This window comes from Prevotella sp. HUN102 (assembly GCF_000688375.1).
Lineage (GTDB): Bacteria > Bacteroidota > Bacteroidia > Bacteroidales > Bacteroidaceae > Prevotella.
On the sequence record NZ_JIAF01000004.1, the window covers coordinates 547,304 to 574,049 of the forward strand.

Consider the following 26,746-nt stretch of genomic DNA (forward strand, 5'->3'; position numbering starts at 1 on the left):
ACGGCTGAAGTCCGGCGATGCGTACAGTTTTCCGTTATCAATATTTTATGGATTTAATTCAATCACGGAGGAAGAATATGAAAATAATCATCATCAACGGTCCCAATCTCAACCTGCTCGGGACGCGCGAACCGGAAATATACGGCAGCGAGTCGATGGAGGCTTACATTCCAAAGCTCCGGCAGCGTTATCCCGATATGGAAATTGAATACTATCAGAGCAACGTGGAGGGCGAACTGATCAACAAGATGCAGGAAGTGGGCTTCTCTTACGACGGAATCGTGCTCAATGCCGGTGCCTATACGCACACGAGCATTGCACTTCTGGACTGTATCCGTTCCATTCACACGCCTGTCGTGGAAGTGCATATAAGCAATGTGAGCAGCCGTGAGGAGTTCCGCAGCCGCTCAGTGATTGCCCCCGGATGCAGAGGAACCATACAGGGATTCGGTCTCGACAGTTACCGGCTCGCCATTGAGAGCCTTCTGGGCTTGGCGACAAGGTAAGGGTGCAAGGAAACAGGAAACGAATTGAAAAGAAAATGAGCGGAAACGAAACCATAGACCAGTACATCCAGTCGCACATCGACCACGAGGGCGACTATCTCTATCGCCTCTATCGAGCCACGAACATTCACACCGTTCACGGCAGAATGGCGAGCGGACACATTCAAGGACGACTGCTGAAAATGCTCGTGAAGATGATTCAGCCGAAGAATATCCTCGAAGTGGGCACGTTCAGCGGCTATTCGGCAATATGCCTTGCCGAAGGACTGGCAGAAGGGGGCAAGCTCTATACATTTGAAATCAACGACGAAATGGAGGATTTCACGCGTCCGTGGATTGAGGGTTCGCCCGTTGCCGACAAGATAGACTTCAGAATAGGCGATGCCAACGAGGAAGCACCGAAACTCGGCGTGGTATTCGATATGGCTTTCGTGGACGGCGACAAGCGAACCTACATTGAAACCTACGAAATGACGATGAGGATTCTGCGCCCGGGAGGCTATATCCTTGCCGACAATACGCTGTGGGACGGACACGTCATCGACCCTGCCTACGACAAGGATCATCAGACCTTAGGCATACGCAATTTCAACGATCACGTAGCCAAGGACGAGCGTGTGGAGAAGGTCATACTCCCGCTCCGCGACGGTCTTACCATCATTCGGAAGAAATAAGTTTCGCTATTTGGCAAAGAATCAGTAACTTTGCACATTCAAAACAACGGCTGCCGGCAATGCACGCACATCGAAAGGCAGCTTCAAACACATTTATCAAATGCAAGAAACAAGACAGAATCGCATAGCCCGCCTGCTTCAGAAGGAACTGGCGAGCATCTTCCAGAGCCAGACACGTGCAATGCACGGCGTCCTCGTGAGTGTTACCCGCGCAAAGGTAAGCCCCGACCTCGGTATCTGCACTTCCTATCTGAGCATCTTCCCATCGGAACGCGGCGAGGAAATCCTCAAGAACATCAATGCCAACGAGAAAACCATCCGCTACGAGCTTGGACAGCGTGTTCACAATCAGTTGCGCATCATTCCCGAACTGCGTTTCTTCATCGACGATTCGCTGGACTACATCGAGAGAATTGACGATTTGCTGAAGAAATAATGAATTTTCCCTTCTACATCGCCCGCCGCTACCTTCTCTCCAAGAAGAGCACGCACGCCATCAATGTGATCAGTCTGATTTCAGTGATAGGCGTTGCCGTGGCTACGATGGCACTGGTGGTTGTGCTGAGTGGCTTCAACGGTTTCTCGGATCTCTTTGCCTCGTTCTTTACCAACTTCGATCCACAGCTGAAGATAGAAGCAACGAAGGGAAAGGCAGCAGCGGCCGACGACCCGATTCTGGAGAAAATCAAGTCGCTGCCATCCGTAGCCGTTGCCACGAAGTGTGTCTCCGATCAGGCTATGGCTACCTACAACGGCAAGCAACTGATGGTTACGGTAAAGGGAGTGGAAGACAACTTCGATTCGCTTACCAACATCAGCAACATTCTCTATGGCGACGGCGATTTCAGGCTCCACATTGCCAATCTTGAATACGGCATCGTCGGCATTGGCGTGGCAGAATCGCTCGGAACCACTGTTGAATGGCGCGACTATCTGCGCATCTACGCGCCACAGCGCAAGGGGCAATACGATATGTCGAACCCGACGAATGCCTTCGTGGCAGACTCTTTGATTTCGCCGGGTGTGATATTTCAGGTAAAAAACAACAAATACGCAAACCACATCATCACTTCCATCGGGTTTGCCCGGAGAATCTTCAACCGTCAGGGCGAGATAACCTCGCTCGAACTTCGCCTGAAAGCAGGGGAAGACATAGAAAAGACGAAGAAACAGATACAGGAATTGGCAGGCGATGCGTTTACAGTAAAGGACAGATACGAACAACAGGCCGACACTTTCAACATTATGCGCATTGAAAAGCTCTTTGCCTACGTATTTCTTACCTTTATATTAATGGTGGCGTGCTTCAATATCATCGGTTCGCTCTCAATGTTGATGATCGACAAGAAGGAAGACATACAGACTTTGCGCAATCTCGGTGCAACGGACAAGCAGATTAATCAGATATTTCTCTTTGAGGGGCGTATGATTTCTGCCTTCGGTGCATTCATCGGAATCGCCGTCGGACTGCTCCTGTGCTGGCTTCAGCAGGTTTACGGAATTGTCCGGCTCGGCGATCAGGCGGGAAACTTCGTTGTAAACGCCTACCCTATCAGTGTGCATCCGTGGGACATCGTTGCCATTTTCCTTACCGTGATTGTCATCGGATGGCTCGCCGTGTGGTATCCTGTGAGATATATGAGCCGAAAACTCACAAAATAGGAACGCGCTCTACCTATTTATAGATAGCCATCAGCCCGACATTGCATCGACATCAGCTCGCTTATATATTGCCATTAGCCCATTGGCTAATGGCTTTTTCGTATTCATCGGTTCAGAAAATAATCCCTCTCAAAAGACATTATCATTAACAAGACATTATTACGAAATAATCGTAATAATCTATTTATCAGTAAAAATATCTCTTTAATTTGCATTTATTAACGTCTAAAACTTGACATTACTACGAAAAGTTCGTAGCTTTGCGACAGATAAAAACTTAAATGGATTGACAATGGAGAAATTAACGAAACAGGAAGAGGAAGTAATGCTGCTCATCTGGAAGCTGGAATCCTGCACAGTGAAGCAGGTTTTGGAACTGATACCCGAGCCAAAACCACCCTACACAACGCTCGCCTCTACCATAAACAACCTGAAACGGAAGGGATACCTCAACGCCGAACAGAAAGGAGTTACCTATATTTTCACACCGAACATCAGGCAGAGCGAATACAAAAAGGAATTTATGACGAGCTTCGTGGGCGACTATTTCAAAAATTCGTTTCGCGAAATGGTGTCATTCTTCGCAAAGGAGCAGAAGATTACGCCCGAAGAACTGAAGGACATCATCAGAGAAATAGAGAAATAAATGCTGAATGAGGGAACGTTCATTGCAGAATAAGGATACCCTCATTGCTCCGGCATTCAGTATATAATCCAACATTCCCAAACAAAACTGCCCTATGATCTATCTCCTCAAAGTAAACATTGCGCTAATAGTGCTCTTCGGCTTCTACAAGCTGATATTCTCTGGCGACACCTTCTTCCATTGGAGACGTGCCAGTTTGCTGTGCATCTATTTCATAGCGATGCTCATTCCGGGGCTTAACTTCTCTTACTGGATCAGCTCAAACACGGAAATGCAGTCTATGGCAAACTCCTATGCGGCGAACGTGCTGCCGGCAATCACTATAACGCCGCAACAGGAACAGGGCATCGGATGGCAGAGCATCTTTCTGTGGGGCTACGCTGCCGTTGTCGCTCTCCTATTGCTGCGGTTCGCAGCGCAGGTAATTTCCATTGCGCAACTGGCAAGGGAATGCAAGGTGGAGGAAGTAGGCGGCCGACGCATCCACAAGCTGAAAGCCAACGAAGGTCCGTTCTCGTTTTTCAACTGTATATTCGTGAATCCGGAGAAGCACACGGAGCGCGAACTCGCCGAAATAATGGAACACGAACAGACGCACTGCCGACAACTGCACTCGCTGGATATTCTCTTCACGGAACTCTTCAGCATCCTTTTCTGGCTGAATCCATTCACTTGGCTGCTGAAAAGGGAAGTGAGGCTGAACCTTGAATATCTCGCTGACAACCGAGTGCTTGAAACCGGCTCCGACAGCAAGGAATACCAGTACCACCTCTTGGGACTGACTTATAGAAAGAACGTAGCTACAATATCAAATAATTTCAATGTTTTACCCCTTAAAATGAGAATCAAAATGATGAACAAAAAACGTACAAAAGGGATTGGAAAGGCTAAATACGGCCTGTTCGTCCCGATGACAGCAGCGTTGCTCGTTGTAAGCAACATAGAAACTGTGGCAAGAGAAATAGCAAACGGAGTAGCAAACATCCCAGTCCTTTCCTCCGTAACGGAGAAGATGGCGACTAACGGCAGCGAGACTGTCAAGCCCGAGAGCAAGATAATCGAGCCTGTGGCGCAATCTCCATCCGACATTAATAAGGAAGAGGTGCAGAACGAAGTGGCATTGAACCCAACAGAAGCACTTCCAAACGAGACAGAAAATGCTGCCGAAGAACTTGCAAGCGGCCCAAAGAAGATTTATATGACAACCGAGCAGATGCCTCAGTTCGATGGAAATATGATGCAATGGCTGGCAGAGAATCTGAACTATCCTGCTGAAGCAGAGAAGAAGAACGAGCAGGGAAAAGTGGTGGTAAGATTCGTGGTAAATGAAAACGGCAAGGTAACGGACGCGGAAATAGTGCGAAGCATATCGCCATCGCTCGACAAGGAAGCTCTGCGCGTGGTGCTTGCAATGCCGAAGTGGAAACCCGGTATGAAGGACAACAAGCCAGTATCCGTTTACTACACATTGCCTATCACCTTCAAGCTGACGGGCGACAAGGCTGACAAGAATACGAAATAAGAGAGAGGGGACGAGGGGACGAGGAAACAAAGGAACAAGTAGGTTTCTTCATTTCTGTCCTTTCATTCACAGCCTGCCATTAGTTTTCGTGCAAGCACAAAGAATCTTACTTGCCCCTCCGCCTCTCGTCCCCTTTCCCATCTTCCACTTCCCATCTCCCATTTCCCATCAGCCAATGAAGAAAACAATATACATTCTCCTCGCTTTCCTTGCCCTCGCAAGCCATTTGCAGGCACAAAGCCGACAGACATTTATTGCCAAGGGAGACAGTTGCGTGAAGGAATACGACTATCACACAGCCATCTTCCACTATCAGGAAGCACAGAAGATGAAGAACGATGCCGAGGTGCAGACGAAACTCGCCGACTGCCACTATCAAAGGAACGAATACAGAAAGTGTTTCGACCTGCTGAACGGCATCAGCGAGGACAGTCTGAACCACGATATGATGCGCAAGAAATACTATCTGCTCGGAAATCTGAAGATGCAGGTGGAGCAAATATGGTGCGGCGTTGCCATCGTGAAGCGTTTTCCGAAGGACAGCCGAATCGTTGCCGACCTTATGAGGCTCTACATCAGCGATGATTTCTTTCAGCCCAACACGGCAATCCGATACGGAATGCAGTACTGCGCTCAGGATTCCACCAACAACGAAGTGAACCTTGCACTCGCCGAAGCATACTTCCACAACAAAAAATACGAGGAATCCGTCGAAACCTACAAGAAGGTGTTTGCCAATAACGACACCACCTACACGGCTCTCTACTACACGGGCAATGCCTACGAATACCTGAATCAGCCCGATTCGGCTGTGGTCTACTATCGGAAAGCCGTCGGACGCTATCCGCAATACGCCGTGGGCTACTATCGTCTGGGCGTTGTGGAAGCGAATCTGGGATATTCCGAAGCAGCCGTGGCGCATCTTCAGCAAGCCGTGGCTCTCTACGAACCGAGCAAAGCCATTATGGCTATCATCTACCGGAATATGGGCGATGCAAAATACAATCTTAAAGATTATGAAGCTGCAGATGCCTATTGGGAAGCCGCACTGAGCTATTCGCCCAATGAGGAACTGGAACGGAAGCGCGAGGAAGTGAGAAAAGAAGCAAGGAGATAAGGGGACGAGGAAACGAGTGGACAAGAAGACAAGGGGACAAGGAGGCATTTGCAGTTCTATTAATCCGAATCCGGAATAAAATGGCAAGGCTCTATCGCTCACAGATTTCGCAGATTCACAGATTTACCCCTATTTTCCAAAACACAGAGAAAGCAAAGCCTTCAAAGATAACACAGATGCTTGATGAGAAACGATTGGGTATTTGGTTTGCAATACTCATTCGCACAAGGAAATCCGTGCTATCCTTGAAGGCTTTGCCTTCTCTGTGGCGTAAATAAACATCTGTGATTCTGCGCAATCCGTGAGAGAAAAAACACAAAATGGCTGAATAATTATTAGCGCAACCACACACTTTCAAGTTCAGACTCATCCTGAACTCAAGTTACTATATGATATTTATTGAAATATTACGTGATATTTACCAAAATATTACGTGATATTTACCAAAATATTACGTGATATTTACCAAAATATTACGTGATATTTACCAAAATATTACGTGATATTTACCAAAATATTACGTGATATTTGCTAAAATATTACGTGATATTTGCTAAAATATTACGTGATATTTACAGTTCATCCCTGCAAAAAATGCACTACATTCTTCGCACGCTTGAAAAAGGAAAAATATCCATTGCTTTTCAACGACTTGCAAAACACGCAATATTGCTCATATTATGCAAGTCCAAACCGCCACTCTTCCCCAACAAAAGAAAGGGAATTGCCTTCCATCTCACATTTCCCATTTCCCATCTCACATTTCCCATCTCCCATTTCCCATCTCCCATTTCCCATTATTCCAAATCCAAATGCTCCACTTCGATATCATCGTGTAGGAAGATGCGTGCACTTTCCTTGAACTTCGTTTCGTTTTCCGTAGTGCAATAGCGAACCGTGCCACCCTTCGTACACAAACAATCCATTTCCTCGTGCCGGGCAAGATAACTCTTCAGGCTCTCGGCAACATATTCGCCCTGTGGGACGATGCGGATACCTCGGGGAACGTACTTCAGAATCTTCGGCATCAGGATGGGATAATGCGTGCAGCCAAGAATGAGCGTGTCTATTTCCGGATCCTGCTGCAAGATGTGATCGATGCGCTTCCGAACGAAATAGTCTGCCCCGGGGCCGTCTGCCTCATTGTTCTCGATGATGGGCACCCAGAGTGGACAGGCAACGCCCGTTACCGACACGTCGGGCCACAGTTTCTGAATCTCCATCGTGTAGCTGTTGCTCTTCACGGTGCCCTCGGTAGCCAACAGGCCTATATGACGGCTGTTGGTCAGTTCGCCGATGATTTCTGCCGTAGGACGTATTACGCCCAATACGCGGCGCCGGGCATCAATCCGCGGAAGGTCGTTCTGCTGAATGGTGCGGAGGGCTTTCGCCGAGGCTGTGTTGCAACCGAGGATTACCAACTGGCAACCCATATCGAAGAGCTTCAGCACGGCCTGTCGCGTGAACTGATAAACCACGTCGAAAGAGCGCGAGCCGTAGGGCGCACGGGCATTGTCGCCAAGGTAGATGTAGTCGTACTGGGGCAACAACTGTCGGATTCCGTCGAGAATGGTAAGCCCTCCATAGCCGGAATCGAAAACCCCGATGGGACCGGGAGATTGAGAATAGGTCTGCCTCATCTTGGGTTTACTTCAGCATATTCTTGAGCATTTCCGTTATGTTCTCGCCCACCAATGCGTCCACGTAGGGCAAGGCGTTGTTGTCGGTGTTGAGAATGAAAGCGTATCCCTTCGCTGTTCCCATCTGACGGATGGCAGCATTGAGCTTTGCAAACACAGGAGCAAAGGCATCCGCCTGTGCTTGATTCAGCAGTCGCTGGGATTCCTGCTTGAAAGCCTCATTCTTGTCCATCATTTCCTGAAGTTCAGCCTGACGCTTCTTGAGAATTGAAGGTGCAAAATCCTTTTGTCCTTCCAGAAAATCTTCGTACTTGGCGTGGAAATCATTCTCGGAACGCTGGAGTTCGGCGTCGTACTTGGCACGCAGTTCGTCGAGATTTCTTGCAGCAACAACATAGTCGGGCATAGATTTCAATACTTCGTCGTAGCTGAAATATGCAAACTTCAATGACTGAGCCGATGCCAGCAGGGGCAAGGCGAGGAGGAATAGAAAAAGAATTGATTTTTTCATTATTATTGATTTTGTCGCTATGGTTGAGAAATAAAAAAGAGGTCATCGCAACAAGAGTATTCCTGCGATGACCTCACCCAATCTCATCCTGTTGAGGAAGAGACTTGTTGAACGGGGTAAAGACACCCGTGATTTCTTAATTAAGACGCAATGAAGTTAAGGAACGACTTCTGCCTTCCCTCTTACTTCATCTTAGCCAACTGTGCCTTTACTTCGGCTGTGATGTCCTTGCTTACTGCATCGTTGATGTAGAGAGGCTGACCTGCTTCCTTCTCCATAATGTAAACATAACCACCAGCCTTGGCTACTGCTGCAATGGCGTTGCGAACCTTTTCGAGCACAGGGCCGAGAGACTTCTGCTGCTCCTCGTTGAAAGCGCGCTGGTTGTCCTGAGCTGTCTGCTGAATCTTAGCGTACATATCCTGAAGAGCCTTTTCAGTTTCAGCCTGCTTTGTAGCATTCATCGTACTCTTCGTCTTGTCGTACTCTTCAGCCTTACGCTGCAATTCTGCCTGCATATCCGTAAGCTGCTTCTCGTACTCCTTGCCCTTGGCTTCGAGCTTCTGCTGCACGCTGGTAGCTTCGGGGAGAGACTGAAGAAGAGCCTGTGAATCGAGGTGGCCGAACTTCTGAGCAAACATTGTCATTGGTGCGCAAAGCATCAACATTAAAAATAGCTTTTTCATTTTCTTTATAGTTTTAATTGTTTATAATTTTCTTTACTGTATTATCTGTTTTTTGATTTTCATCCAATCAATATGAATGCTGCAAACGAGACGGAACAGACGCATTATCAGTTGCCGTAGCCGAGCTTCTGCAACACTTCGTTGCTGATATCCACCTTCGGCGAACCGTAGATGATGCCGGCTGTCTGGCTTGAACGGTCGATGACGAGACTGTAACCTCGCTGATCAGATATGTCCTTAACGGCGTTGTAGATTTCGTCCTGAATAGGACTGATGAGACTGGTGCGCTTCTTGAACAGCTCGCCTTCCGGTCCGAAGTACTTACGCTTCAAGTCGGCAGCCTGCTTCTCCTTTGCCATAATGTCTTCCTGTTTCTTCTTCTTCTGTTCTTGAGACAGGAACACCACCTCGTTCTGATAGTTCTTATACATAGTGCTTGCCTCCGTGTTGAGTGCTTCAACCTCGGCCTGCCATTTCTTGCTTACTTGATTCAACTGCTCGTTGGCTCTTTCATAAGCCGGAACATTGCTGAGCACGTATTCCATATCAATAAGAGCAAACTTCTGTGCCTGCGCTCTCAGAGGTAAAAGAGCAAAGAGGCAAAGAGGCAATACTATCTTTACAGCTTTCAATATACTTTTCATTTGAATATTCATTTTTAATTCCTCCTTGATTTTATTTCAATTAGATGGAAAGAGATTGAAAAGGTTTGGTCGGGAAAGAACATATTGGCATAAGCCTCTATATCTTATTCCTTTCCCTTCTCTCCTTACACATTTCCCATCTCACATCTCCCATTTAACATCTCCTATTTCACATTTAACATTTCACATCTTCCATTCCTCCATCAGAACTCCTGTCCGAGAACGAAGTGGAAATGGCTTCCACCTTTCTTTCCATATACTTTATCGAAACCGTATGCCCAGTCGATACCCATCATACCGACCATTGGAAGGAAGATACGCACACCGAGACCTGCCGAACGCTTCATATCGAATGGGTTGAACTTCTTCGTATCCGTCCACGCATTACCTGCTTCTACGAATCCAAGACCATAAATGGTGGTATTACCCAAGAGGAACGGATAACGGAGTTCGAGTGTGAAACGGTCATAGGCATAGCCCATTTTTCTTTGATCAGGTGTCAATGAGCCGTTTTCATAACCACGAAGACCGATGGTTTCTTCTGCATAACCGGTAGAATAGCCACTCATACCGTCGCCACCCATATAGTAAACTTCAAACGGACTCTTCTTGTATTTGTTGTAGCTGCCGAGCAAACCGAGTTCCACTCGTGTCATCAACACGAAGCATTTAGTGCCACTTGTCAATGCCGTGAAGGTACGTGCCTTGAACTTCCACTTATGGTATTCAATCCAACGGAACTTTTCCTGTTGCTCTGCCTGATAAGTTGGCGAGTAAGGGTCGTTGGCAAGATTCTTGTAATCCTTCTTGTCCCACTTAGACCAAGGCGGAGTTACGGCGAGCGATATCGTAAATTCAGAACCACGGCGTGGGAAGAGCTGATTGTCGGTAGATGAACGGTTGAGCGAAATGTTCAAGTTCAAGTTGTTGGCCGCACCGTTCGACATTATGAAGTAACCCCAGTTCTTCAGCATATAACGCTGATAGGATAGCTGCAACGACAATGTAAAGTAGTCATCAGGCCAAGAGAGACGCTTGCCCCAACCGATATTTGCGCCTAAAAGCTGTAAATACTTGTCCGGATCTAAATAATTCTCATAGTTATTATAATTATAATTTCCGTAACCGTACATATAATTATAATAATTGTTCATATAACTATGATTATAATAGTTGCTCGAAACGGCGGTCATCTTTGAGTAGTTCAGACCTACTGTGAACTGAATCGGACGCTTGCCGCCAAACCAGTTCGTGGCATATTGTGCGCCGTATGACTGATAGTAGCGGCCGTTGGTACGTACATTCAACGACAGCGTTTCGCCATCACCGATTGGAAGCAATCCTCTGCGCTCACCCTTCTTGCGGAAGAGGTTTGCCATAGAGAAGTTGTTGAGCCTCAATCCCACGGTACCAACCACGCCGGTCTGTCCCCATCCCAATGAAAATTCTATTTGGTCGTTCGACTTCTGTTTCAGATTCCAGTTGATATCCACAGTTCCGTCTTCAAATTTAGGCTGCACATCAGGGTTTACGGCTTCAGGATCGAAGTGTCCTATTGATGCCAGTTCGCGAGCAGTACGCTGAAGGGCTTCCTTAGAGAAGAGGTCGCCCGGCTTTGTGCGAAGCTCACGACGCACTACATTCTCATAAATACGGTCGTTACCATTGATTCTCACACGATTGATATGCGCCTGCTGACCTTCGAATATACGCATTTCGAGGTCGATAGAGTCGCCTACGATATTAACTTCCGTAGGTTGGAGACTGTAAAAGAGATAACCGTTGTTCCAGTAAGCATTGCCCACCGCGTCGTCGTCTTCCGTCAGACGCTTGTTCATATACTTCTGATTGTAAACGTCGCCCTTGTGAAGGTCGAGCAAGTTGGAAAGATAATCGGTTGAATAAACTGTATTTCCCACCCAAGTGATGTTTCGGATGTAATATTTCTTTCCTTCGTCTACCTTTATATATACATCAACGTGCTTTGGATCCACGTTGCTGATGCTGTCAGCGACGATGGTTGCATCGCGGAAACCGTATTCGTTGTATTTATTTATCAGGTTCTTCTTGTCCTCTTCCCAGCGTTCGGAGGTAAATTTCTTCGATTTCAGGATATTCCCTAACTTGCCTGCTTCGTGGGTCTTGCTGAATGCACCCTTTGAAAACATTGTACCCTTGATTTTCTTATCGGCAAGTGCCTCGTTTCCGTCGATGGTAATTGTGCGAACCTTCTTCTTTTCCTTCTTGTCTACGTCTATATCGAGGATTACCTGATTCCTTGCAACCACGTCGTCGCGCTGCCGAATGTTGATTTCAGCATCCTTGTAGCCCTTTTCTTCAAAATATTTCTTTGCCAAAACCTGAGCACGGTCAATCATATTAGGCGTAATCTGACCACCTTTGAGCAGACCAATTCGCTTTTCCAAGTCTTCGCGCTCTGATTTCTTCACACCGAGATAGTTGATATCGGAAACACGTGGACGAGGTTTCAGATGGATATGCAGATAAGCATTCCGACCAATCAGCGAATCCACCGTGATGGCAACGTCGGAAAAGAGGCCGTGCTTCCAATAACGCTTCACGGCATCCGTGATGTCGGTACCGGGAATCTCCAGTTCCTGTCCGATGCTGAGACCAGAAATACCCGTCAGCACATAGTCTTCATAACCTTCGATGCCCGATACAGAAAGTCCAGCCAACTTATAGACTTCCGGATTTCCGGCATAATTTACAGTTGGATTTACTATCTTCTCCTGAGCTTTCATCTTTAAACTGAGTCCGAAGACCACAGCCAAGAGAATCAAGACCTTGTTAATATTACTCATTTATAGCGTATCTTATTATTTTCCTTGTTCTGTTTCAACTTGTTCCTCTGTCTTTCCGAAACGGCGTTGGCGTCCCTGATAGTCTGCTATTGCCTTGCGGAGGTCTGCTTCCATAAAGTCCGGCCAGTAGGTATCGCAGAAGTATAGCTCGGAATAAGCCAACTGCCACAGCATATAGTTTGAAATGCGCAACTCTCCTCCTGTCCTGATAAGCAAATCGGGATCGGGCATAAAGTTGGTACAGAGCCGTTCGCTGATGGTTGTCTCGGTAATGTCCTCCACTTTCAGCTCGCCGTTCTGCACCTGACGTGCAACAGTCTTCGCAGCCTCGGTCATTTCCCATCGGGCTGAATAGCTGAGAGCCACAACCATCGTCATAGCGTCGTTCTTCGCCGTGTGCTCCATTGTTTCCTGAAGTTTCAGTTGTACTTCTTTCGGCAGACGTCCGATATCGCCGATCACTTGGAAACGCACATTATTCTTCATAAAGATTTCGTCTTCAAGCGAAGTAAGCACCAATCCCATCAATGCCGCAATCTCATCCGTGGGACGATTCCAGTTCTCCGTTGAGAAAGTATAGAGTGTAAGGAACTTCACACCGAGCCGTGTACACTCCGATGTGATCCGACGCACGGTATCCACACCTGCCTGATGCCCGTAGGAGCGTTCCTTCCCCCGCTCCATTGCCCAGCGGCCATTGCCGTCCATAATGATGGCTATGTGCTGTGGGATTCGTTTTATATCCAGTTCTTCTGCCATAGTTTGCGAAGATATTTATTATCTATTGTTATAAACCTATTCGTAGCCAACGCCTGCTCTTACTCGTCTTCGTTGTGGCAAGTGCGGCATTTAGCCATAAAGCTATACGTAAAGGTAAGCTGCAAGGTTGAATAGCAGTCCGTATTCTTGAAAGCTCCGCTGCTCTTGATGTCGTATGGATCTTTCTGACCGTCTATCTCATCGGTCAAAGAGAAGTGCATTGCCCATTCCAGCCCGATATTTGTCCGTTCGCCTATTTTATATTTCACGCCGATTCCTATTGGAACATTGGCCGAGAAAGCCGATTTTCTGTCGCCATCCTCCAATTTCACATAGGTAGCACCGAGTCCACCGAACACGAAAGGCGTGAATTTCTGCGCACCACGATACTCTCTTCCCGTGCCGTAAGGCCAGAAATTATACTCGTAAGTCAAGCCCACATCCACCAATGTATTGTTGAACTCGTATGGTTTCTGGGCAAATTTGGGATAATATGTCTCAACATCTGCCGAACTGCCCTTTACCTTTCCATAGGAAACGTTCATTTTCAACCCCATATAAGGATTGAACACATAGCGCGCCACAAGGCTTCCCATAGGCTGGAGATTCTTCGTCAGCGAGCCGTTGAAGTCGCCAAGATAGCCCAGCATACCGACACCTGCACCCATTTCCATTCTATACTCCTCGCCATCCTGCGCCTTCAGGGGTGCAGCCGCGAGCAAAAGCAGAATGTAAAATAGTAAACGTTTCATATTAATAGTGCGAGTTTGTGCGTTATTACTGTGCGAGACTTCTATAAATCTCCATCATCACGTTCCCAATCAATGGCAGGCTTATATACCTTATTATATCTATTCAGTAAAATCCTTTTTGTCCGTAGCCCAGCCAAGAGTGTTGATTCTGCCACGCCAAACCTGTCCTCCACTGACAATCCAGATAAATTTCCTACTATCTACTGCTGCCGTGAAAGCACCTGAAGGAACAGCACCTGTCGGATATGCGTAGCCCGTGCTTGGTTTCCAAGAAATTCCTCCATCAATACTCGTCATTACCTTTTCAAAAGCACCACTCTTCACGCCGAGTGCCAATGCTTTTCCGTCGTAATCTATTACGGTAAGATCCGTAAGCAATGGCAGCCGGTATGAATCAGAACCATCTACATAGTTCCATACATAAGTGTTTGCACCAGTTGTGTCTACCAATTTCGTCCAAGCTACGGCTGTACCGGAAGAAGCTGACTTACCAACGAGCATCACACGCTGGATATTGCCATTGGTTGATAATGTATTTACCGTATAGCTGACATTCTCCGTAGGGAGCTTTGAGGCAGAATCGTCGAGCTTTTCAGCGTTCCACGTTGCTCCGTTGTCCTTTGAAACCATCAAGGTGTTGCTGCCCGACAAGGCATAGAGTTCCGTCTTGCTTGCCGCAACAATCTGCTTCACGGCTGCCGCTCCCATCGTTTCCCACAATTGTCCGTCAGCCGAACGCTTTACCGTGCCGTTGTCAGCAAGATAGAGATAGCCATTGCTTGCCACAACACCCTTGTAAGCCTCCTGAGAGAAGGTTTCAGAGAGCTGCATCCAAGTGTTTCCATCGCTTTCTGATGTGGAATAGCCATAGGTCTGTCCATTCTTCGTGCCGAAAACGAACATCTTTCCATTGTTTGCTACTGCTTTCTTGGCAGTCAGTTCTGCGAGTTCAGCATTCGCATTGAGCTGATTCCAATTAAAAACATCGCCACGCTGTTTGTGAACATTCACCGTTACGGTATAGTTGCGATAGATAGTTCCGTCCTGACTGTAAACCCTTATAGTACGAGGAACAGAGAAATCGAGTGAATCCGTGGTTGAAAGAATACTGAAAGTCTCGTCGGCAGTAGACTTAATTACCACCGTGCCGGCATTCTTTATGTTGAACGCCACCAAAGCCTTCTCCGTCTTAGCCCCGTATGGCAGCGAATCCGGATTATAAATCAAGCCCTTCGTCTGGTCGATATAGAACTTGTAAGCCGCTGTCGAAACCGACTTCAGGTAGGTAGAGTCAGCTCCGCTCTTGCTTACGGTATCACGAACCATCTTTAACGAACTGATACCAAACGATGTAATTGCAGTATCAGTATAGCGTATGCCGTTGTTTTCTTCCTTGTCGTCGCTGAAGCAAGAGGTCAATGCCAATGCTGCCGCAACCAAGACTACGAGTGAAAATATCTTATTTTTCATCAGATGCCAATTATCAATTTAGGTGCAAATTTAAATAGAAATCTTTAGAAACGGTCCCTTTTTATCCGTTAATTACGTAAATTATGGAAAATAACTGTGTTTTTAAGGTTGTTTAGTACGGAATATTAAAGTGTTTCATCAAGTAGAAAAGGCTTCTTCCTCAACGCTGATAAGGTAGAAGATATATTAATATTGTATGTGAGTTCGGTTTGCACACTTGTCTTTACAATTTACTTATAGCAAATTAATAGCTGGCAATCAATCACATCGATATAATTTTATATAGAAAATACAACTCTTCATTTGGATAACACGTAAACATAATACCATCCAAATGAAGTAAAAGATAAAGATTTCAAAGTCGTAATGCAGTCCAAGTCAGACAAGCAACTTACAATATTGTTACTAATATATTTGAACTACTCTTCAATGCTTTTTTATAAAAATCAATCAGCTGATAATAATAATTCTTTAAATCTTCTTTTATTTCATCTTCTTCGTCTTCATAATCCCAAATATCCGGATATAATTCTGCTTCTTTGCATTTTTCCATACTGAAATCTTCTAAGGCTTTCTGAATATCAAAAGCCTCTAATTCCTTTATGATATTTGCAATTTTTTCTTTAGGAATACTTGCGATATATTCTTCAGATTCTTCATTAATACTTGTACCCAACACGGCTTCGCTTAGGAGACTATTCTCTAATTTATCATCGCTCCCGAAACCTGTCAATACAAAATGCATCACATCCCACATTTTATCCATATCGATGATACTGTCATCCGTTACTTCTTCCTCCAATTCTTCTATAAAATCTACTGTCTCATCAGCATTTTCTGAATAAATCCCTTCCAACTCTTTCAGTCTATTATCCGAAATAAGCTGATAACAAGCAATTAATCCCATAATTATTCCTTTCTTTATTTTCTTAAATTCATATCTATCGAGAGGAGTTCCTATCCTTATACTTTCAAAATAAGTTTCCACTCCCCGTATGGCAAAATTATAAAAAATAATTCATTCCTACAATTAAATATTCATAAACGAGAGAGACAGAACTATTAATGACTTGAAAAATCAATTTAGGCTAAACTCAAACTCATAAAACAAGGCAATGAAAGCTTTATTCCAGACTCGAACAGACTAATAATAATACAAGCCTTTAAGCTCCGTAATGTCTCCGATTTCCTGAAGTCTTCCATCATTAAGATACATCAGCCTGTCCGATAGTCGGCTGACAGCCCTGTAATTGTGGTCGGAAATGATAATCCCGCGTTTCGTGGCAGCCTTTTTCAGCACTTTTACCATATCTTCAACCACCACAGGAGAGATGCCGTTGAAAGGCTCGTCGAGCAAAACAAAGGGACACTTAGAGTGCAATACCACGAAAAGCTCCAGATAGCGGGACTCGCCTCCCGACAATTCATTGACCCGCGAATCAAGGATGCGCAGAATGGTTTCGTCGTCCGCATAGGCATCTTTGGGGATTGATGCCGTCCATAAAATGGTTTTCACTTTCAAGTGCTGAGGAAGCGATTCGAACTGCGGCATAAATGCCACCATACCCGAACGGAAAGTTTTGCCTGTAAGCACCTTATCGCCAATGCGTACAAACGAGCTTTCGGCTTTCCGAGTGCCGAAAATAATTTCAAATAAACTGGATTTTCCCGAACCGTTTCTGCCCAAGATGCCCACAATCTCCCCAACACGGCAGTTGAGAAAAACGCCACGGAGAATCTTACGGCCGTCCACCTCATATATAATACTGTCTGCTTCTAATACCATTGCATCGTCAGTTTGAATATCAGATGTAGAATAAGCGAAATAAACACGGAGAGAATAAATGAGGAAAGATACAATCCCCAAACAGACCAAGAGCCATTATGATAGAAATAGAACTCCTTTTTCCTGAACACCAATCTGAACAGGGCATCCAGACCAAGCCCCAGAACGGGAAACCATTGCAGTCCGGTCTTCAGAGCATCTTCTATCATCACAGATTCCATTCTTGCCAAATACACCACAAGCACACCAACGGGAATGCTTATCTTCAAGGTTCTTGAATAGAATAGTAAGAAATATCTGATGCCCATACTCGCTTTTTCAGGATAGAAAGTAATAAATCTCGATTTGCAAAAATAGCATTTATTATTCTTAATTGCAAGAAAAGAGGATAGAATTATTATGAATTACTCACTTTAGTTCAGGATTATCCCAAACTAAGAAGCATAAGATTGCTCTGGAAAGTACTTAGTTTTTGGAGCTTAATCTCTCCTCTCGTTCTCTTGTTTCCTCGTCCACTCGTCCTCTTGTCTCCTTTCCCCAACTCAAAAGCCCCACTCTCTTTCGAGAGCAGGGCTGTATGAAGTTTAAAATCTTAATCTAAAAGATTAGAGCTGTGGACCGGCTGCTACGAGTGCCTTACCAGCTTCGTTACCTGTGTACTTAACGAAGTTCTTGATAAAGCGACCTGCGAGGTCCTTAGCCTTCTCTTCCCACTGAGCTGCGTCAGCGTAAGTGTCGCGTGGGTCGAGAATGTTTGTATCAACGCCTTCCAACTGTGTAGGAACTACGAAGTTGAAGTAAGGAATTGTCTTTGTAGGAGCATTGTTGATAGCACCGCTCAAGATACCGTCGATGATACCGCGTGTATCCTTGATAGAGATACGCTTGCCAGTACCGTTCCAACCAGTATTAACCAAGTAAGCCTTAGCACCGTTCTTCTCCATCTTCTTAACCAATTCTTCAGCATACTTTGTTGGGTGAAGTTCCAAGAAAGCCTGACCGAAGCAAGCGGAGAATGTAGGAGTTGGCTCAGTAATGCCACGCTCTGTACCAGCCAACTTAGCTGTGAAACCAGAGAGGAAGTAATACTTAGTCTGCTCTGAGTCGAGGATAGATACTGGAGGCAACACACCGAACGCGTCAGCACTCAGGAAGATAACCTGATCTGCAGCAGGACCTGCTGAGATTGGCTTAACGATGTTTGTGATGTGGTTGATTGGGTAAGAAACACGTGTGTTCTCTGTTGTGCTGCCGTCTGTGAAGTCGATCTTGCCGTCAGCAGCTACTGTAACGTTCTCGAGAAGAGCGTTGCGCTTGATAGCGTTGAAGATGTCCGGTTCAGACTCTGCATCGAGGTTGATAACCTTAGCGTAGCAACCACCTTCAAAGTTGAACACACCGTTGTCGTCCCATCCGTGCTCGTCGTCACCAATCAAGAGACGCTTAGGATCGGTAGACAATGTGGTCTTACCTGTACCTGAAAGACCGAAGAAGATAGCTGTGCTCTTGCCTTCGAGGTCGGTGTTAGCAGAGCAGTGCATAGAAGCGATGCCCTTCAATGGCAAATAGTAGTTCATCATTGAGAACATACCCTTCTTCATTTCGCCACCATACCAAGTGTTCAGGATAACCTGTTCCTTGGTTGTAACGTTGAAGGCAACGCAAGTTTCAGAGTTCAAACCGAGTTCTGCGTAGTTTTCAACCTTAGCCTTAGATGCGTTGTAAACGATGAAGTCTGGCTCCTGTGCCTCTTCTTCAGTGTTGATAGGCTTGATGAACATATTGGTTACGAAGTGAGCCTGCCAAGCCACCTCAACGATGAAGCGAACCTTCATACGTGTGTCCTTGTTGGCACCGCAGAAACCATCTACAACGAAGAGACGCTTGTTTGAAAGCTCCTTCTTAGCCAACTCGTTCACTATGTTCCAAGTAGACTGAGACATCTTCTTGTTGTCATTCTTGTACTCGTCAGAAGTCCACCATACTGTGTCCTTTGAGTTCTCATCTTCAACGATGAACTTATCTTTAGGAGAACGACCGGTGTAAACACCTGTCATCACGTTTACCGCGCCAAGTTCAGTTTCCTGACCCTTTTCAAAGCCTTCAAGGCTTGCCTTTGTTTCCTCTTCGAACAAAACTTCGTAAGATGGATTGTAAACAACTTCTGTTGTTCCTGTAATTCCGTACTTTTCGAGTACGCTCTTATCAAACTGTGCCATTTTTGTTTAATGTATTTAGGTGAACTAATAATAACTTCTCACTTTTTTATCAGCGCAAAGGTAGTGATTTTCTCATTTTCAGCCAACACTTGCCCACTAAAAATCAATGAAATCGGTTCATTATATGGTTAAAGAATTAAAAAATAAAAGCTCTCTGCGGATATTTGTAATTCAGACTTTGCAAAAATTAGAGGAAATTCTTAATTTTGCCGAAATTTTAAACTTACGTGAAACTTTCACGAAATTACACATACTTCTATAAAGAAAAATGGAAATCATCAATTTCTCGGAGCAGCACTCCATCATCAACCAGTACATGGCGGAAATCCGCGACAAGGACTACCAAAAAAACAGACTGCTTTTCCGCAACAATGTAATGCGCATTGGTGAATTTGAGGCTTTTGAAATTTCAAAAACACTGAACTACGAGACGAGGGACATCGAAACTCCACTTGGAATTTCAAAGGTAAGCGTCCCGACAGACAAGATTGTTCTTGCCACCATTTTCCGTGCAGGACTTCCTTTCCACAACGGCTTTCTCAACATCTTCGACCACGCCGGCAATGCTTTCGTGAGTGCCTATCGTGAATACAAGGATGCCGAGCACCACGAAGTGGGAATCCACGTGGAATATCTTGCTACACCGAACATTGACGGCAAGACACTCATCATCGCCGACCCGATGCTCGCCACCGGCGGTTCGATGGAACTGGGCTACAAGGCTATCCTCACAAAGGGCACTCCCCGACACGTACACGTGGCTTGCGTATGCGCTTCGCCTGAAGGAATAGACCACATCAAGAAGACATTCCCCGACAGCTCCACCACTATATGGTGTGCCGCCATCGACGAAGGACTCAACGAGCACAGCTACATCGTGCCCGGTTTCGGCGACGCAGGCGACCTCTGCTACGGCGAAAAGATCTAAGCCCGTCCGGTAAAGGAACAGAAATACAGACAGGAACCTGTAACCAAAGTCAATCAGTCCCACATACCATCGTGTATGTTTCCTCTGATAGACTTTGGATATGGGTTCTTTTTTTATTTAAGCAGTCCATCCCCTATCCTTTCCGATTCTTTATTTATTATCTAAATTCGAGATAAGAAACCAAAGTTCTCTCTCACAGGATAGCCCAGAATCACGGATTTACACTTAATTCCCGAACACAGAATATCTCTCAGTTCGAGATAAGTCCGAGTTCGAGTAAATAACCTGCTCGGAAAGCATTCCGTTTTGTAAAGTTCTGTTACTGAAAAAGTGGGCTTGAAAATTATCAAACCAGAGATTGGAAGGGCGGTTTCTGACGGTTTCTGACCATTCTTTCGGAGTATGTTTCCCGATGATGCGAAGAATGGAATGCAGGTGTGCGAAGATTAGAAAACATTCTTCGCAAGAATGCGCCACGTTCTTGCGAAGAATGAAACACGAAACGGCGACTTCTGAAGGCTCATTTCGCCCATTTGTGCGAAGAATGGAGTGAAGGATATATCGTCTTAAATGCTTTAACCAAGATAATCCTTTATATATCAACGGATTACAAAAACCTCCAAAAATCGCATATTTGAGGACGGAAGTGTACCTGATTCGTTTTAAATGTTAAAAAACGGAGCTTTTGTCAATAAATATTCACGATGAATACCAACTATTGGAGCGCATTACTTTCCAGTTTATGCCACTTTCTTCGTGGTCATTGTAACTTCAATACGATGCCCTTGGTTTAATAACTGCTTCAGAAAGCTACGTATGTTGTCGGCCGTCATACTATTTACGATTTCCTTGAAATGTGTATCTGCATCAACACCATTGTAAAGATCGTTATAAAGAACGTATTCCCAATAATTGTTCATCTTCAGAACCTGTTCGTAAACCTTCAGTTCATACGCCTTTACCTTATCAAGGTCTTCCTGAGAGGGGCCTTCTTCTGCCATCTTGTGGAGTTGCTGATAGACAATGGGGATGAGTTCGTCATATTTATCCGGGGCTGTCTGAAATGCAATTCGCAACACGGCTTCATCGTAAGGATGATGCTGAAGCGTGCCCGACACCTGAACACCGTATGTTCCCCCCTTCTCTTCGCGCACCTTGTCGGTATAAACGATACGAAGCAACTGTACGGCAGCATCGAGAAGTATCTCATTCCGGTTGCTGTATTCCATCTTTCCCTTCACAACCACGGTGGTTGTTGCCGACGGTGTCTTCTGTTCTTTCGTGAAAATCCTGACAGTATCACCGTCAATGATTTTCGGCCCAAGCGTGCCTACAGTCTCAAAACGGTCGTTTACGGGCAATGTTGCCACATACTTGCACAGCATCGGGCGCAAACGGTTCATATCTATGTTGCCCGTAAGAATGAGTTTAAAGTCGGCAGCATTGCCGAAGCGGTCCTTGTATATCTGCATTATGCGGTCATAATTTACCTTTTTCATCAGCCTTACATTCATCGATTCCAGTCGGTTGGTTCCGTAAGCCACACGATGCAAAGTATCGTTGTAGGCAATCAGTGGATTAACGTGTGCATTCGTGAGAAACTCTTCCTGCTGCTCCATCATATTCGCAAAAGCATCCGGCGAATTACGAGGTTGCACGAAATAGAGATAAGCAAGCTGAAACAAGGTTTCCATATCCCTGACACTCGAACTTCCGTTCATTCCTTCCGTCTCGTCGTCGATATACGGACTGATGGATGCCGACTTTCCGGCAAGCATCTTCTCGAGAGACAACTCATCAAATTCTCCCACTCCTCCAATCGTTGCACCGGAAATAAGATAAGAAAGGTTGGGCATATCCTCATCAGTATAGAGATTCTTTCCTCCCATACTGAAGAGTTTCAGGTTCACTTCGTCGGCTTCAAAGTCGGTCGGACGAACATATACGTGCATTCCATTCGACAGCACCAGTTCCGTATAACCATATTTATAAGGCTTTTCAGAAACAATACTGCCTGAAGCAGGCAGATTCTCCACAAGGCCGGCCCTCAGTTGTTTTTCCCTGTAAGGTTCATAGTTCTTTTTCTGTGCAGACAAAATGAGCTTTTCTATCTGCTTTTCCGATGGCAATGAGAGTCCTTTTTTCTCCGGACCATACAATGTTACCACTTGATTACGGTTCGTAATGATTTCACGCGCAATGGCATTGATGTCTGAAAGGATAACGGTGGAATCCAACCGTTTCACCAACTGAAGTTCCGTCTCGGGTGCAATGATGGGTTCTGATTCCAGAAAATGCTCTACACAAGCCTCTACGAAATCGCCATTTCGTCGGTTCATTCGGTCGTTGAATCCACTTTCGGCATACGAAAGCATTTCAGCCTTGCCACGATCAAGTTCCTGTCTGGTAAATCCCAGACTTCTGGCACGTTCCACTTCGCCCACTATGGCGTTTATACCTTCTTCCACCTTGCCTTCCTTGAATACTCCGGACATTTCAAAGACATCCTTTGTAGAGGCCATAAAGAAATTTCCATCGCGTACGGAAGCCGAAATAAAAGGTGCATCTGTGGCACGGGCAAGTTCTTCCAACCGGTCGTTGATTATCATTCGGACAATGCTCGACTTGTAATCATCCTCAAACGACTGGAGCTTATTACGTTCAGACCGTGGCGTTACGTCGCGTTTCATATACAGAGTGAAGTTCACCGTTGGCTGTTCGCTGTCCTTTGCAGTGAAAATTATCATCCTGTCATTGTCGGGAACAGGATAATAGATGCGTTCTGAAACATTTTCAGGAGTAGGTATCGAACCGAACATAGCTTTTATCTTCTGCTCTATCTGGTCTTCATCAATGTCGCCAACAACGATTATAGCCTGCAAGTCGGGTCTGTACCATTTATGATAATAGTCCCGAAGAGCCTGATAGGGGAAGTTTCGCACGATGTTCATATCTCCGATAGGCATACAGTCGGCATATTTTGTACCGGAATAGATTACCGGCATAGATGCTTCTGCAAGTCTCTGCATTGCCATTCCCATTCGTCGGGCACGCCATTCCTCCTCGATCACGCCACGCTCACGGTCAATTTCCTTATCGGCAAGCAGAAGGTCGTGGCTCCAGTCGTGAAGAATGAGCAGACAGGAATCCACAATCCCTTCTCTTATGATGGGAACTGCCGAAATATTATACACAGTTTGGTCCACGCTCGTATAGGCATTGAGATTCGTTCCGAACTGGATTCCCACGCTTTCACACCATTTCACAATACCCGGTTTCGAGGCATCGCCCGGGAAATTGCGTGTTCCGTTGAATGCCATGTGCTCCAGAAAGTGTGCTAATCCACGCTGATGCGGTTCTTCGAGAATAGAACCTACTCGCTGTGCTATGTAAAAGTCGGCTATTCCTTTTGTCTGCCCGTTATGCCTGATGTAATAAGTCAGTCCATTCGCAAGTCTTCCTATCCTTATACTCTTGTCCATCGCCACTATTCTGTCCTGTGCAAGCGCATTATCTGCAATGAGCATAAAGACAAACAGCATCATATATGCTAATCTTTTCATTGATTCTTATTTCTTAAATAATGGGGAATTATATTTCTACTTAGGCTCGCCTGTGCAGTGTTTCAAATATGATGGTACGGCATTGGGCAAAAAGTCGTCTGATGAATTATTGGTATCCATCCATTTCTTGCCCTCTTTCTTTCTGACAACCGACTTGTTGTAGCGCGTTTCATCCATATCCACGTGTCCGCAATAAGTGAATCCCTTGTCGAGAATGGGCGATACAAGATTCCACTCGTGCACTGTCGGAACCGCCAGATTCACAGCGTCTATAATCCAAGTGTTCGGCATGAAGTATTCGTTTTCATCCATCGGAATCACAAAATCTCCCTGCTTGAAGATGTAACCGAACTTATAACGGTACTCGTGCATAAAAGTATCCATATCAATCATCGGACGAGCAAGCGCATAACTCTTCACACCTCGCGTGTGCATTACGAAGGTTCCTTCAAAATTTGCATACCAGTTGATGAGATTTTCCACCTTCGGATTGTCTTGATCGCCTTCAGGATGCGAGGTTTTATCGAAGATTTCAAATTCGGCCTCGCTTAAATCAAAGGAGTTTGGATTGATTGGCCGATGATCGATGGCAGTCAATGCAATGGTAATTTCCTCTCCGGGATTAACCGGATGCTGCTTTCCCAAACCAGGAACGACGTAGATTGTAGAGATGGTCATCGCATCCTTCATTATGTCTGGCTGATAATCGTGCTTGTCATCGCTTGTAAAAAACGATTCGATAAAAGCCAAACCATCTGCATACATTACTGTATCGCTGTTGTTTCCTATCTTGATATACTGGTCGTCGGTGTACATAAAGCCGTTGGGCGTAGTGGTTCCCGTGAAGAATATTTCAGTAATAACCAGTCCTTCCTGTGCCGAATACACATTCAAAGCTAAATTTGTAGGAATGGTCTGAGCCTGAATCATCACATTATCACGGGTCGCCTTCACTTTGGCCTTTATCTCTTTACCGTTCAAGATATAGGATATCGATCCACGAACATCAATGTTATACATTCCTTCCGGCAATTCTGCATTGGCAATGAAGTCTCCGTCAGAAGCCTTGAAAGAATCAATGGTGTATTGCCGGTGCGTCTTGATGCTAGTGAATACAGCCTTGGCATCCGACAAATCCATATTCTTTATGTCAAGAGGCATCTGCAAACAAAGCGCGTGATTCACTATCTGTTCTGCCTTCTCTGTTTCCTTGTATTCATTACAGGAAGTAAGCATCATTCCGATAGCCAATAAAAGCAGGGCTATCTTGTTGAAATTCGGTTTTTTCATATTGATAAATATTCTTTTTTGAGATTATGATTATTAGAATGTTACGCCAAAAGTACCATTAAGCGTAATCTGTCTTGCAATTGACGTGTGGGTAAATTGGATTCCTGCTGACAGAAAAATGCCTGTTCCTTTCCAGTTTCTAGGAAAATGATAAGCGTGAAATTGCGTTTCACACAACCCAAGATTAGCTGTCTTCGATTCGTAGGTATGGTTCACAAGTTCGGTTATCTTGCTGTCCATCCACACGTATGGCATTACGATTCTTCTGGAATTATTATGATAGTAGGCAATGTTTCCGTTCCATTCCACCAACCATCTCGCATCATTGTGCCACATCCATTGCCATCCGAGCCTACCATAGGTCTTTGTATAGGCCATCTCGCGTTTCAAATCCACATATTCGGCAAGATCATCTACAAATCCAAAACGGGCATTGAACGTGAATTGGCGTTTTCTTCCAACGTTAATTGCACCACCTAAATAGTAGTCATATTTGTTATCGGAGAACATCGACAGCGTAATGAGCGAACGATATTCGGTGCTTGAAGAGTTTCCCGCAATATGTTCATTGCCGTTTCTCCGTTCCAAATCAATACCTGCAAAAGCAGTCCATCTCATACGTCCTTCGTGTTTCCAACCCATCTTCACAGTGGAGTTCGTTACATTCAGTTTTGTTATTGGGAGTGCGTTAAGTTCAGTGAGTATATTCTCGTAAGGCATATACCGTCCCTCCAAAGACAAATATGCGCCCGTTCCATTACAGGGAAGCAATTGAAAGTCGGCAACAACACCTGTTCCCGTATAATATGACGAACGAACTGCTCCCGAAAATCGCACATAATCAGTACCAAGCCCTGTCAGATGATATTCCGGAATCACACCCAAAGGATTGTAAAAGTCTACATTGTTTGTCTGTTTATAGGTTCTTGTGCCAATGCCAGCACCCAATCTGTAATTCCTCCAGTCGTAACTTGCCCCTAAACGAAGCGTCAAGTCCGTAACTATCCCACGTGGACGGGGATCAATCGTTCGGTATTCGTGTTCCGCCCTGAAGTCAATGACAGCACCGATTGTCCACCGATTCAATCTGATAGCATATCCACCGTTGAACGCATAACGCTCGTTTTCCATATTTCCACCGAGTGTATCTGCCATCACATAGGGATAAAGAAGCTCATAATCGGAAGTGGAATTAAAGCGAATGTTGCATTTTCTTCCCATCTGATACGATGCTCCACCCCAGACGGTATTACGATTATCAAGCCGTAGATACGATTCAACAATGGCTTCTCCCAACGTATGTCCATCGCCAGTTTCCAATTGCAAGGCTTTATCCGAACTTCTACTGCTGATTCTCAATCTCATTCTCGTGTTGGAAGTACTGTACGCAGTTTGCATAAACGCCGGATTGCTTCTCGATTCAGCCATCACATTCTTCCATTCGTGAAGATGTTCGGCTACGGCAGTAGTATCTTGAACCTGCGCCTGTACTGAAAATCTCAACAGAACGAAGAATAAAGCTGTATAGAATAACCTCTTCTTCATC

General features: G+C 45.4%; 24 protein-coding genes. 9 read left to right on the plus strand and 15 right to left on the minus strand.

Annotated features, from left to right (window positions below):
* Window positions 1–77: 77 nt before the first annotated feature.
* From aroQ to P150_RS0107250, 8 genes are all read left to right on the plus strand, one after another.
* Window positions 78–506: a type II 3-dehydroquinate dehydratase gene (gene aroQ, locus P150_RS0107215; RefSeq protein WP_028897095.1), complete on the plus strand. Its 429-nt coding sequence runs from the start codon at window positions 78–80 to the stop codon at window positions 504–506.
* A gap of 35 nt (window positions 507–541) precedes the next feature.
* On the plus strand, window positions 542–1,180 hold the full coding sequence (locus P150_RS0107220) for an O-methyltransferase (protein ID WP_028897096.1): 639 nt from the start codon (window positions 542–544) through the stop codon (window positions 1,178–1,180).
* 100 nt (window positions 1,181–1,280) lie between these two features.
* A complete protein-coding gene (rbfA, locus tag P150_RS0107225; RefSeq protein WP_028897097.1) occupies window positions 1,281–1,616 on the plus strand; it encodes a 30S ribosome-binding factor RbfA in 336 nt (111 codons plus the stop codon).
* Window positions 1,616–2,842: an FtsX-like permease family protein gene (locus P150_RS0107230; protein WP_028897098.1), complete on the plus strand. Its 1,227-nt coding sequence runs from the start codon at window positions 1,616–1,618 to the stop codon at window positions 2,840–2,842. Before rbfA ends, P150_RS0107230 begins: the two co-directional genes overlap by 1 nt.
* A gap of 292 nt (window positions 2,843–3,134) precedes the next feature.
* On the plus strand, window positions 3,135–3,488 hold the full coding sequence (locus tag P150_RS0107235; RefSeq protein WP_028897099.1) for a BlaI/MecI/CopY family transcriptional regulator: 354 nt from the start codon (window positions 3,135–3,137) through the stop codon (window positions 3,486–3,488).
* Window positions 3,489–3,582: 94 nt separating this feature from the next.
* On the plus strand, window positions 3,583–5,010 hold the full coding sequence (locus tag P150_RS0107240; RefSeq protein WP_036932120.1) for a M56 family metallopeptidase: 1,428 nt from the start codon (window positions 3,583–3,585) through the stop codon (window positions 5,008–5,010).
* A gap of 175 nt (window positions 5,011–5,185) precedes the next feature.
* The gene (locus P150_RS0107245) at window positions 5,186–6,127 is read left to right on the plus strand and encodes a lipopolysaccharide assembly protein LapB (RefSeq protein WP_028897101.1); all 942 of its coding nucleotides are present in this window, start codon (window positions 5,186–5,188) and stop codon (window positions 6,125–6,127) included.
* A gap of 80 nt (window positions 6,128–6,207) precedes the next feature.
* Window positions 6,208–6,405 carry a hypothetical protein gene (locus P150_RS0107250; RefSeq protein ID WP_028897102.1) on the plus strand — a complete coding sequence of 66 codons (198 nt, stop codon included), beginning with the start codon at window positions 6,208–6,210 and terminating at the stop codon, window positions 6,403–6,405.
* A 519-nt stretch (window positions 6,406–6,924) separates the two neighbouring features.
* Here P150_RS0107250 and murI read toward each other — a convergent pair.
* From murI to pckA, 12 genes are all read right to left on the minus strand, one after another.
* Window positions 6,925–7,767: a glutamate racemase gene (gene murI / locus P150_RS0107260; RefSeq protein WP_028897103.1), complete on the minus strand. Its 843-nt coding sequence runs from the start codon at window positions 7,765–7,767 to the stop codon at window positions 6,925–6,927.
* Between the two features lie 7 nt (window positions 7,768–7,774).
* Window positions 7,775–8,278: an OmpH family outer membrane protein gene (locus P150_RS0107265; protein ID WP_036932122.1), complete on the minus strand. Its 504-nt coding sequence runs from the start codon at window positions 8,276–8,278 to the stop codon at window positions 7,775–7,777.
* Window positions 8,279–8,460: 182 nt separating this feature from the next.
* Window positions 8,461–8,964 carry an OmpH family outer membrane protein gene (locus P150_RS0107270; RefSeq protein ID WP_028897105.1) on the minus strand — a complete coding sequence of 168 codons (504 nt, stop codon included), beginning with the start codon at window positions 8,962–8,964 and terminating at the stop codon, window positions 8,461–8,463.
* Window positions 8,965–9,071: 107 nt separating this feature from the next.
* The gene (locus tag P150_RS0107275; protein ID WP_036932309.1) at window positions 9,072–9,608 is read right to left on the minus strand and encodes an OmpH family outer membrane protein; all 537 of its coding nucleotides are present in this window, start codon (window positions 9,606–9,608) and stop codon (window positions 9,072–9,074) included.
* 203 nt (window positions 9,609–9,811) lie between these two features.
* Complete coding sequence (locus tag P150_RS0107280; RefSeq protein WP_028897107.1) at window positions 9,812–12,433, minus strand: outer membrane protein assembly factor; 2,622 nt, start codon at window positions 12,431–12,433, stop codon at window positions 9,812–9,814.
* Between the two features lie 15 nt (window positions 12,434–12,448).
* A complete protein-coding gene (locus P150_RS0107285; RefSeq protein WP_028897108.1) occupies window positions 12,449–13,192 on the minus strand; it encodes an isoprenyl transferase in 744 nt (247 codons plus the stop codon).
* A gap of 59 nt (window positions 13,193–13,251) precedes the next feature.
* A complete protein-coding gene (locus P150_RS0107290; protein ID WP_028897109.1) occupies window positions 13,252–13,944 on the minus strand; it encodes a DUF6089 family protein in 693 nt (230 codons plus the stop codon).
* A 99-nt stretch (window positions 13,945–14,043) separates the two neighbouring features.
* Entirely contained in the window at window positions 14,044–15,414 is a 1,371-nt protein-coding gene (locus P150_RS0107295) for a DUF6242 domain-containing protein (protein ID WP_028897110.1), read from the minus strand.
* Between the two features lie 391 nt (window positions 15,415–15,805).
* On the minus strand, window positions 15,806–16,402 hold the full coding sequence (locus P150_RS0107300; RefSeq protein ID WP_197018060.1) for a YfbM family protein: 597 nt from the start codon (window positions 16,400–16,402) through the stop codon (window positions 15,806–15,808).
* A 156-nt stretch (window positions 16,403–16,558) separates the two neighbouring features.
* Complete coding sequence (locus tag P150_RS0107305; RefSeq protein ID WP_028897112.1) at window positions 16,559–17,200, minus strand: ATP-binding cassette domain-containing protein; 642 nt, start codon at window positions 17,198–17,200, stop codon at window positions 16,559–16,561.
* Window positions 17,191–17,508, minus strand: a complete 318-nt coding sequence (locus P150_RS0107310) for a hypothetical protein (protein ID WP_028897113.1) — start codon at window positions 17,506–17,508, stop codon at window positions 17,191–17,193. The genes P150_RS0107305 and P150_RS0107310 overlap by 10 nt, the downstream gene beginning before the upstream one ends.
* Window positions 17,509–17,805: 297 nt before the next feature.
* A complete protein-coding gene (gene pckA / locus P150_RS0107315; protein WP_028897114.1) occupies window positions 17,806–19,419 on the minus strand; it encodes a phosphoenolpyruvate carboxykinase (ATP) in 1,614 nt (537 codons plus the stop codon).
* Between the two features lie 268 nt (window positions 19,420–19,687).
* Between pckA and upp the strand changes: the two genes are divergently transcribed.
* Window positions 19,688–20,347 (plus strand): uracil phosphoribosyltransferase, encoded by a 660-nt coding sequence (upp, locus tag P150_RS0107325; RefSeq protein WP_028897115.1) that lies wholly within the window; start codon window positions 19,688–19,690, stop codon window positions 20,345–20,347.
* 740 nt (window positions 20,348–21,087) lie between these two features.
* Here the strand turns inward: upp and P150_RS0107330 are convergent.
* From P150_RS0107330 to P150_RS0107340, 3 genes are read right to left on the minus strand one after another with little or no spacing between them, the layout of a single operon-like run.
* Window positions 21,088–23,910 (minus strand): pitrilysin family protein, encoded by a 2,823-nt coding sequence (locus P150_RS0107330; RefSeq protein ID WP_028897116.1) that lies wholly within the window; start codon window positions 23,908–23,910, stop codon window positions 21,088–21,090.
* A 36-nt stretch (window positions 23,911–23,946) separates the two neighbouring features.
* Entirely contained in the window at window positions 23,947–25,200 is a 1,254-nt protein-coding gene (locus P150_RS0107335) for a DUF4876 domain-containing protein (RefSeq protein ID WP_036932123.1), read from the minus strand.
* Between the two features lie 33 nt (window positions 25,201–25,233).
* The gene (locus P150_RS0107340) at window positions 25,234–26,745 is read right to left on the minus strand and encodes a DUF6850 family outer membrane beta-barrel protein (RefSeq protein ID WP_051617585.1); all 1,512 of its coding nucleotides are present in this window, start codon (window positions 26,743–26,745) and stop codon (window positions 25,234–25,236) included.
* Between the last annotated feature and the right edge of the window lies 1 nt (window position 26,746).

Coding starts and splice junctions, on each gene's coding strand:
- P150_RS0107310 (WP_028897113.1), bottom strand. CDS start 17,508: ATGGGCATCAGATATTTCTTACTATTCTATTCAAGAACCTTGAAGATA.
- P150_RS0107305 (WP_028897112.1), bottom strand. CDS start 17,200: ATGGTATTAGAAGCAGACAGTATTATATATGAGGTGGACGGCCGTAAG.
- P150_RS0107290 (WP_028897109.1), bottom strand. CDS start 13,944: ATGAAACGTTTACTATTTTACATTCTGCTTTTGCTCGCGGCTGCACCC.
- murI (WP_028897103.1), bottom strand. CDS start 7,767: ATGAGGCAGACCTATTCTCAATCTCCCGGTCCCATCGGGGTTTTCGAT.
- P150_RS0107235 (WP_028897099.1), top strand. CDS start 3,135: ATGGAGAAATTAACGAAACAGGAAGAGGAAGTAATGCTGCTCATCTGG.
- pckA (WP_028897114.1), bottom strand. CDS start 19,419: ATGGCACAGTTTGATAAGAGCGTACTCGAAAAGTACGGAATTACAGGA.
- P150_RS0107265 (WP_036932122.1), bottom strand. CDS start 8,278: ATGAAAAAATCAATTCTTTTTCTATTCCTCCTCGCCTTGCCCCTGCTG.
- P150_RS0107250 (WP_028897102.1), top strand. CDS start 6,208: ATGGCAAGGCTCTATCGCTCACAGATTTCGCAGATTCACAGATTTACC.
- upp (WP_028897115.1), top strand. CDS start 19,688: ATGGAAATCATCAATTTCTCGGAGCAGCACTCCATCATCAACCAGTAC.
- P150_RS0107270 (WP_028897105.1), bottom strand. CDS start 8,964: ATGAAAAAGCTATTTTTAATGTTGATGCTTTGCGCACCAATGACAATG.
- P150_RS0107280 (WP_028897107.1), bottom strand. CDS start 12,433: ATGAGTAATATTAACAAGGTCTTGATTCTCTTGGCTGTGGTCTTCGGA.
- P150_RS0107285 (WP_028897108.1), bottom strand. CDS start 13,192: ATGGCAGAAGAACTGGATATAAAACGAATCCCACAGCACATAGCCATC.
- P150_RS0107295 (WP_028897110.1), bottom strand. CDS start 15,414: ATGAAAAATAAGATATTTTCACTCGTAGTCTTGGTTGCGGCAGCATTG.
- P150_RS0107335 (WP_036932123.1), bottom strand. CDS start 25,200: ATGAAAAAACCGAATTTCAACAAGATAGCCCTGCTTTTATTGGCTATC.
- P150_RS0107330 (WP_028897116.1), bottom strand. CDS start 23,910: ATGAAAAGATTAGCATATATGATGCTGTTTGTCTTTATGCTCATTGCA.
- P150_RS0107240 (WP_036932120.1), top strand. CDS start 3,583: ATGATCTATCTCCTCAAAGTAAACATTGCGCTAATAGTGCTCTTCGGC.
- P150_RS0107340 (WP_051617585.1), bottom strand. CDS start 26,745: ATGAAGAAGAGGTTATTCTATACAGCTTTATTCTTCGTTCTGTTGAGA.
- P150_RS0107245 (WP_028897101.1), top strand. CDS start 5,186: ATGAAGAAAACAATATACATTCTCCTCGCTTTCCTTGCCCTCGCAAGC.
- aroQ (WP_028897095.1), top strand. CDS start 78: ATGAAAATAATCATCATCAACGGTCCCAATCTCAACCTGCTCGGGACG.
- rbfA (WP_028897097.1), top strand. CDS start 1,281: ATGCAAGAAACAAGACAGAATCGCATAGCCCGCCTGCTTCAGAAGGAA.
- P150_RS0107230 (WP_028897098.1), top strand. CDS start 1,616: ATGAATTTTCCCTTCTACATCGCCCGCCGCTACCTTCTCTCCAAGAAG.
- P150_RS0107275 (WP_036932309.1), bottom strand. CDS start 9,608: ATGAAAAGTATATTGAAAGCTGTAAAGATAGTATTGCCTCTTTGCCTC.
- P150_RS0107220 (WP_028897096.1), top strand. CDS start 542: ATGAGCGGAAACGAAACCATAGACCAGTACATCCAGTCGCACATCGAC.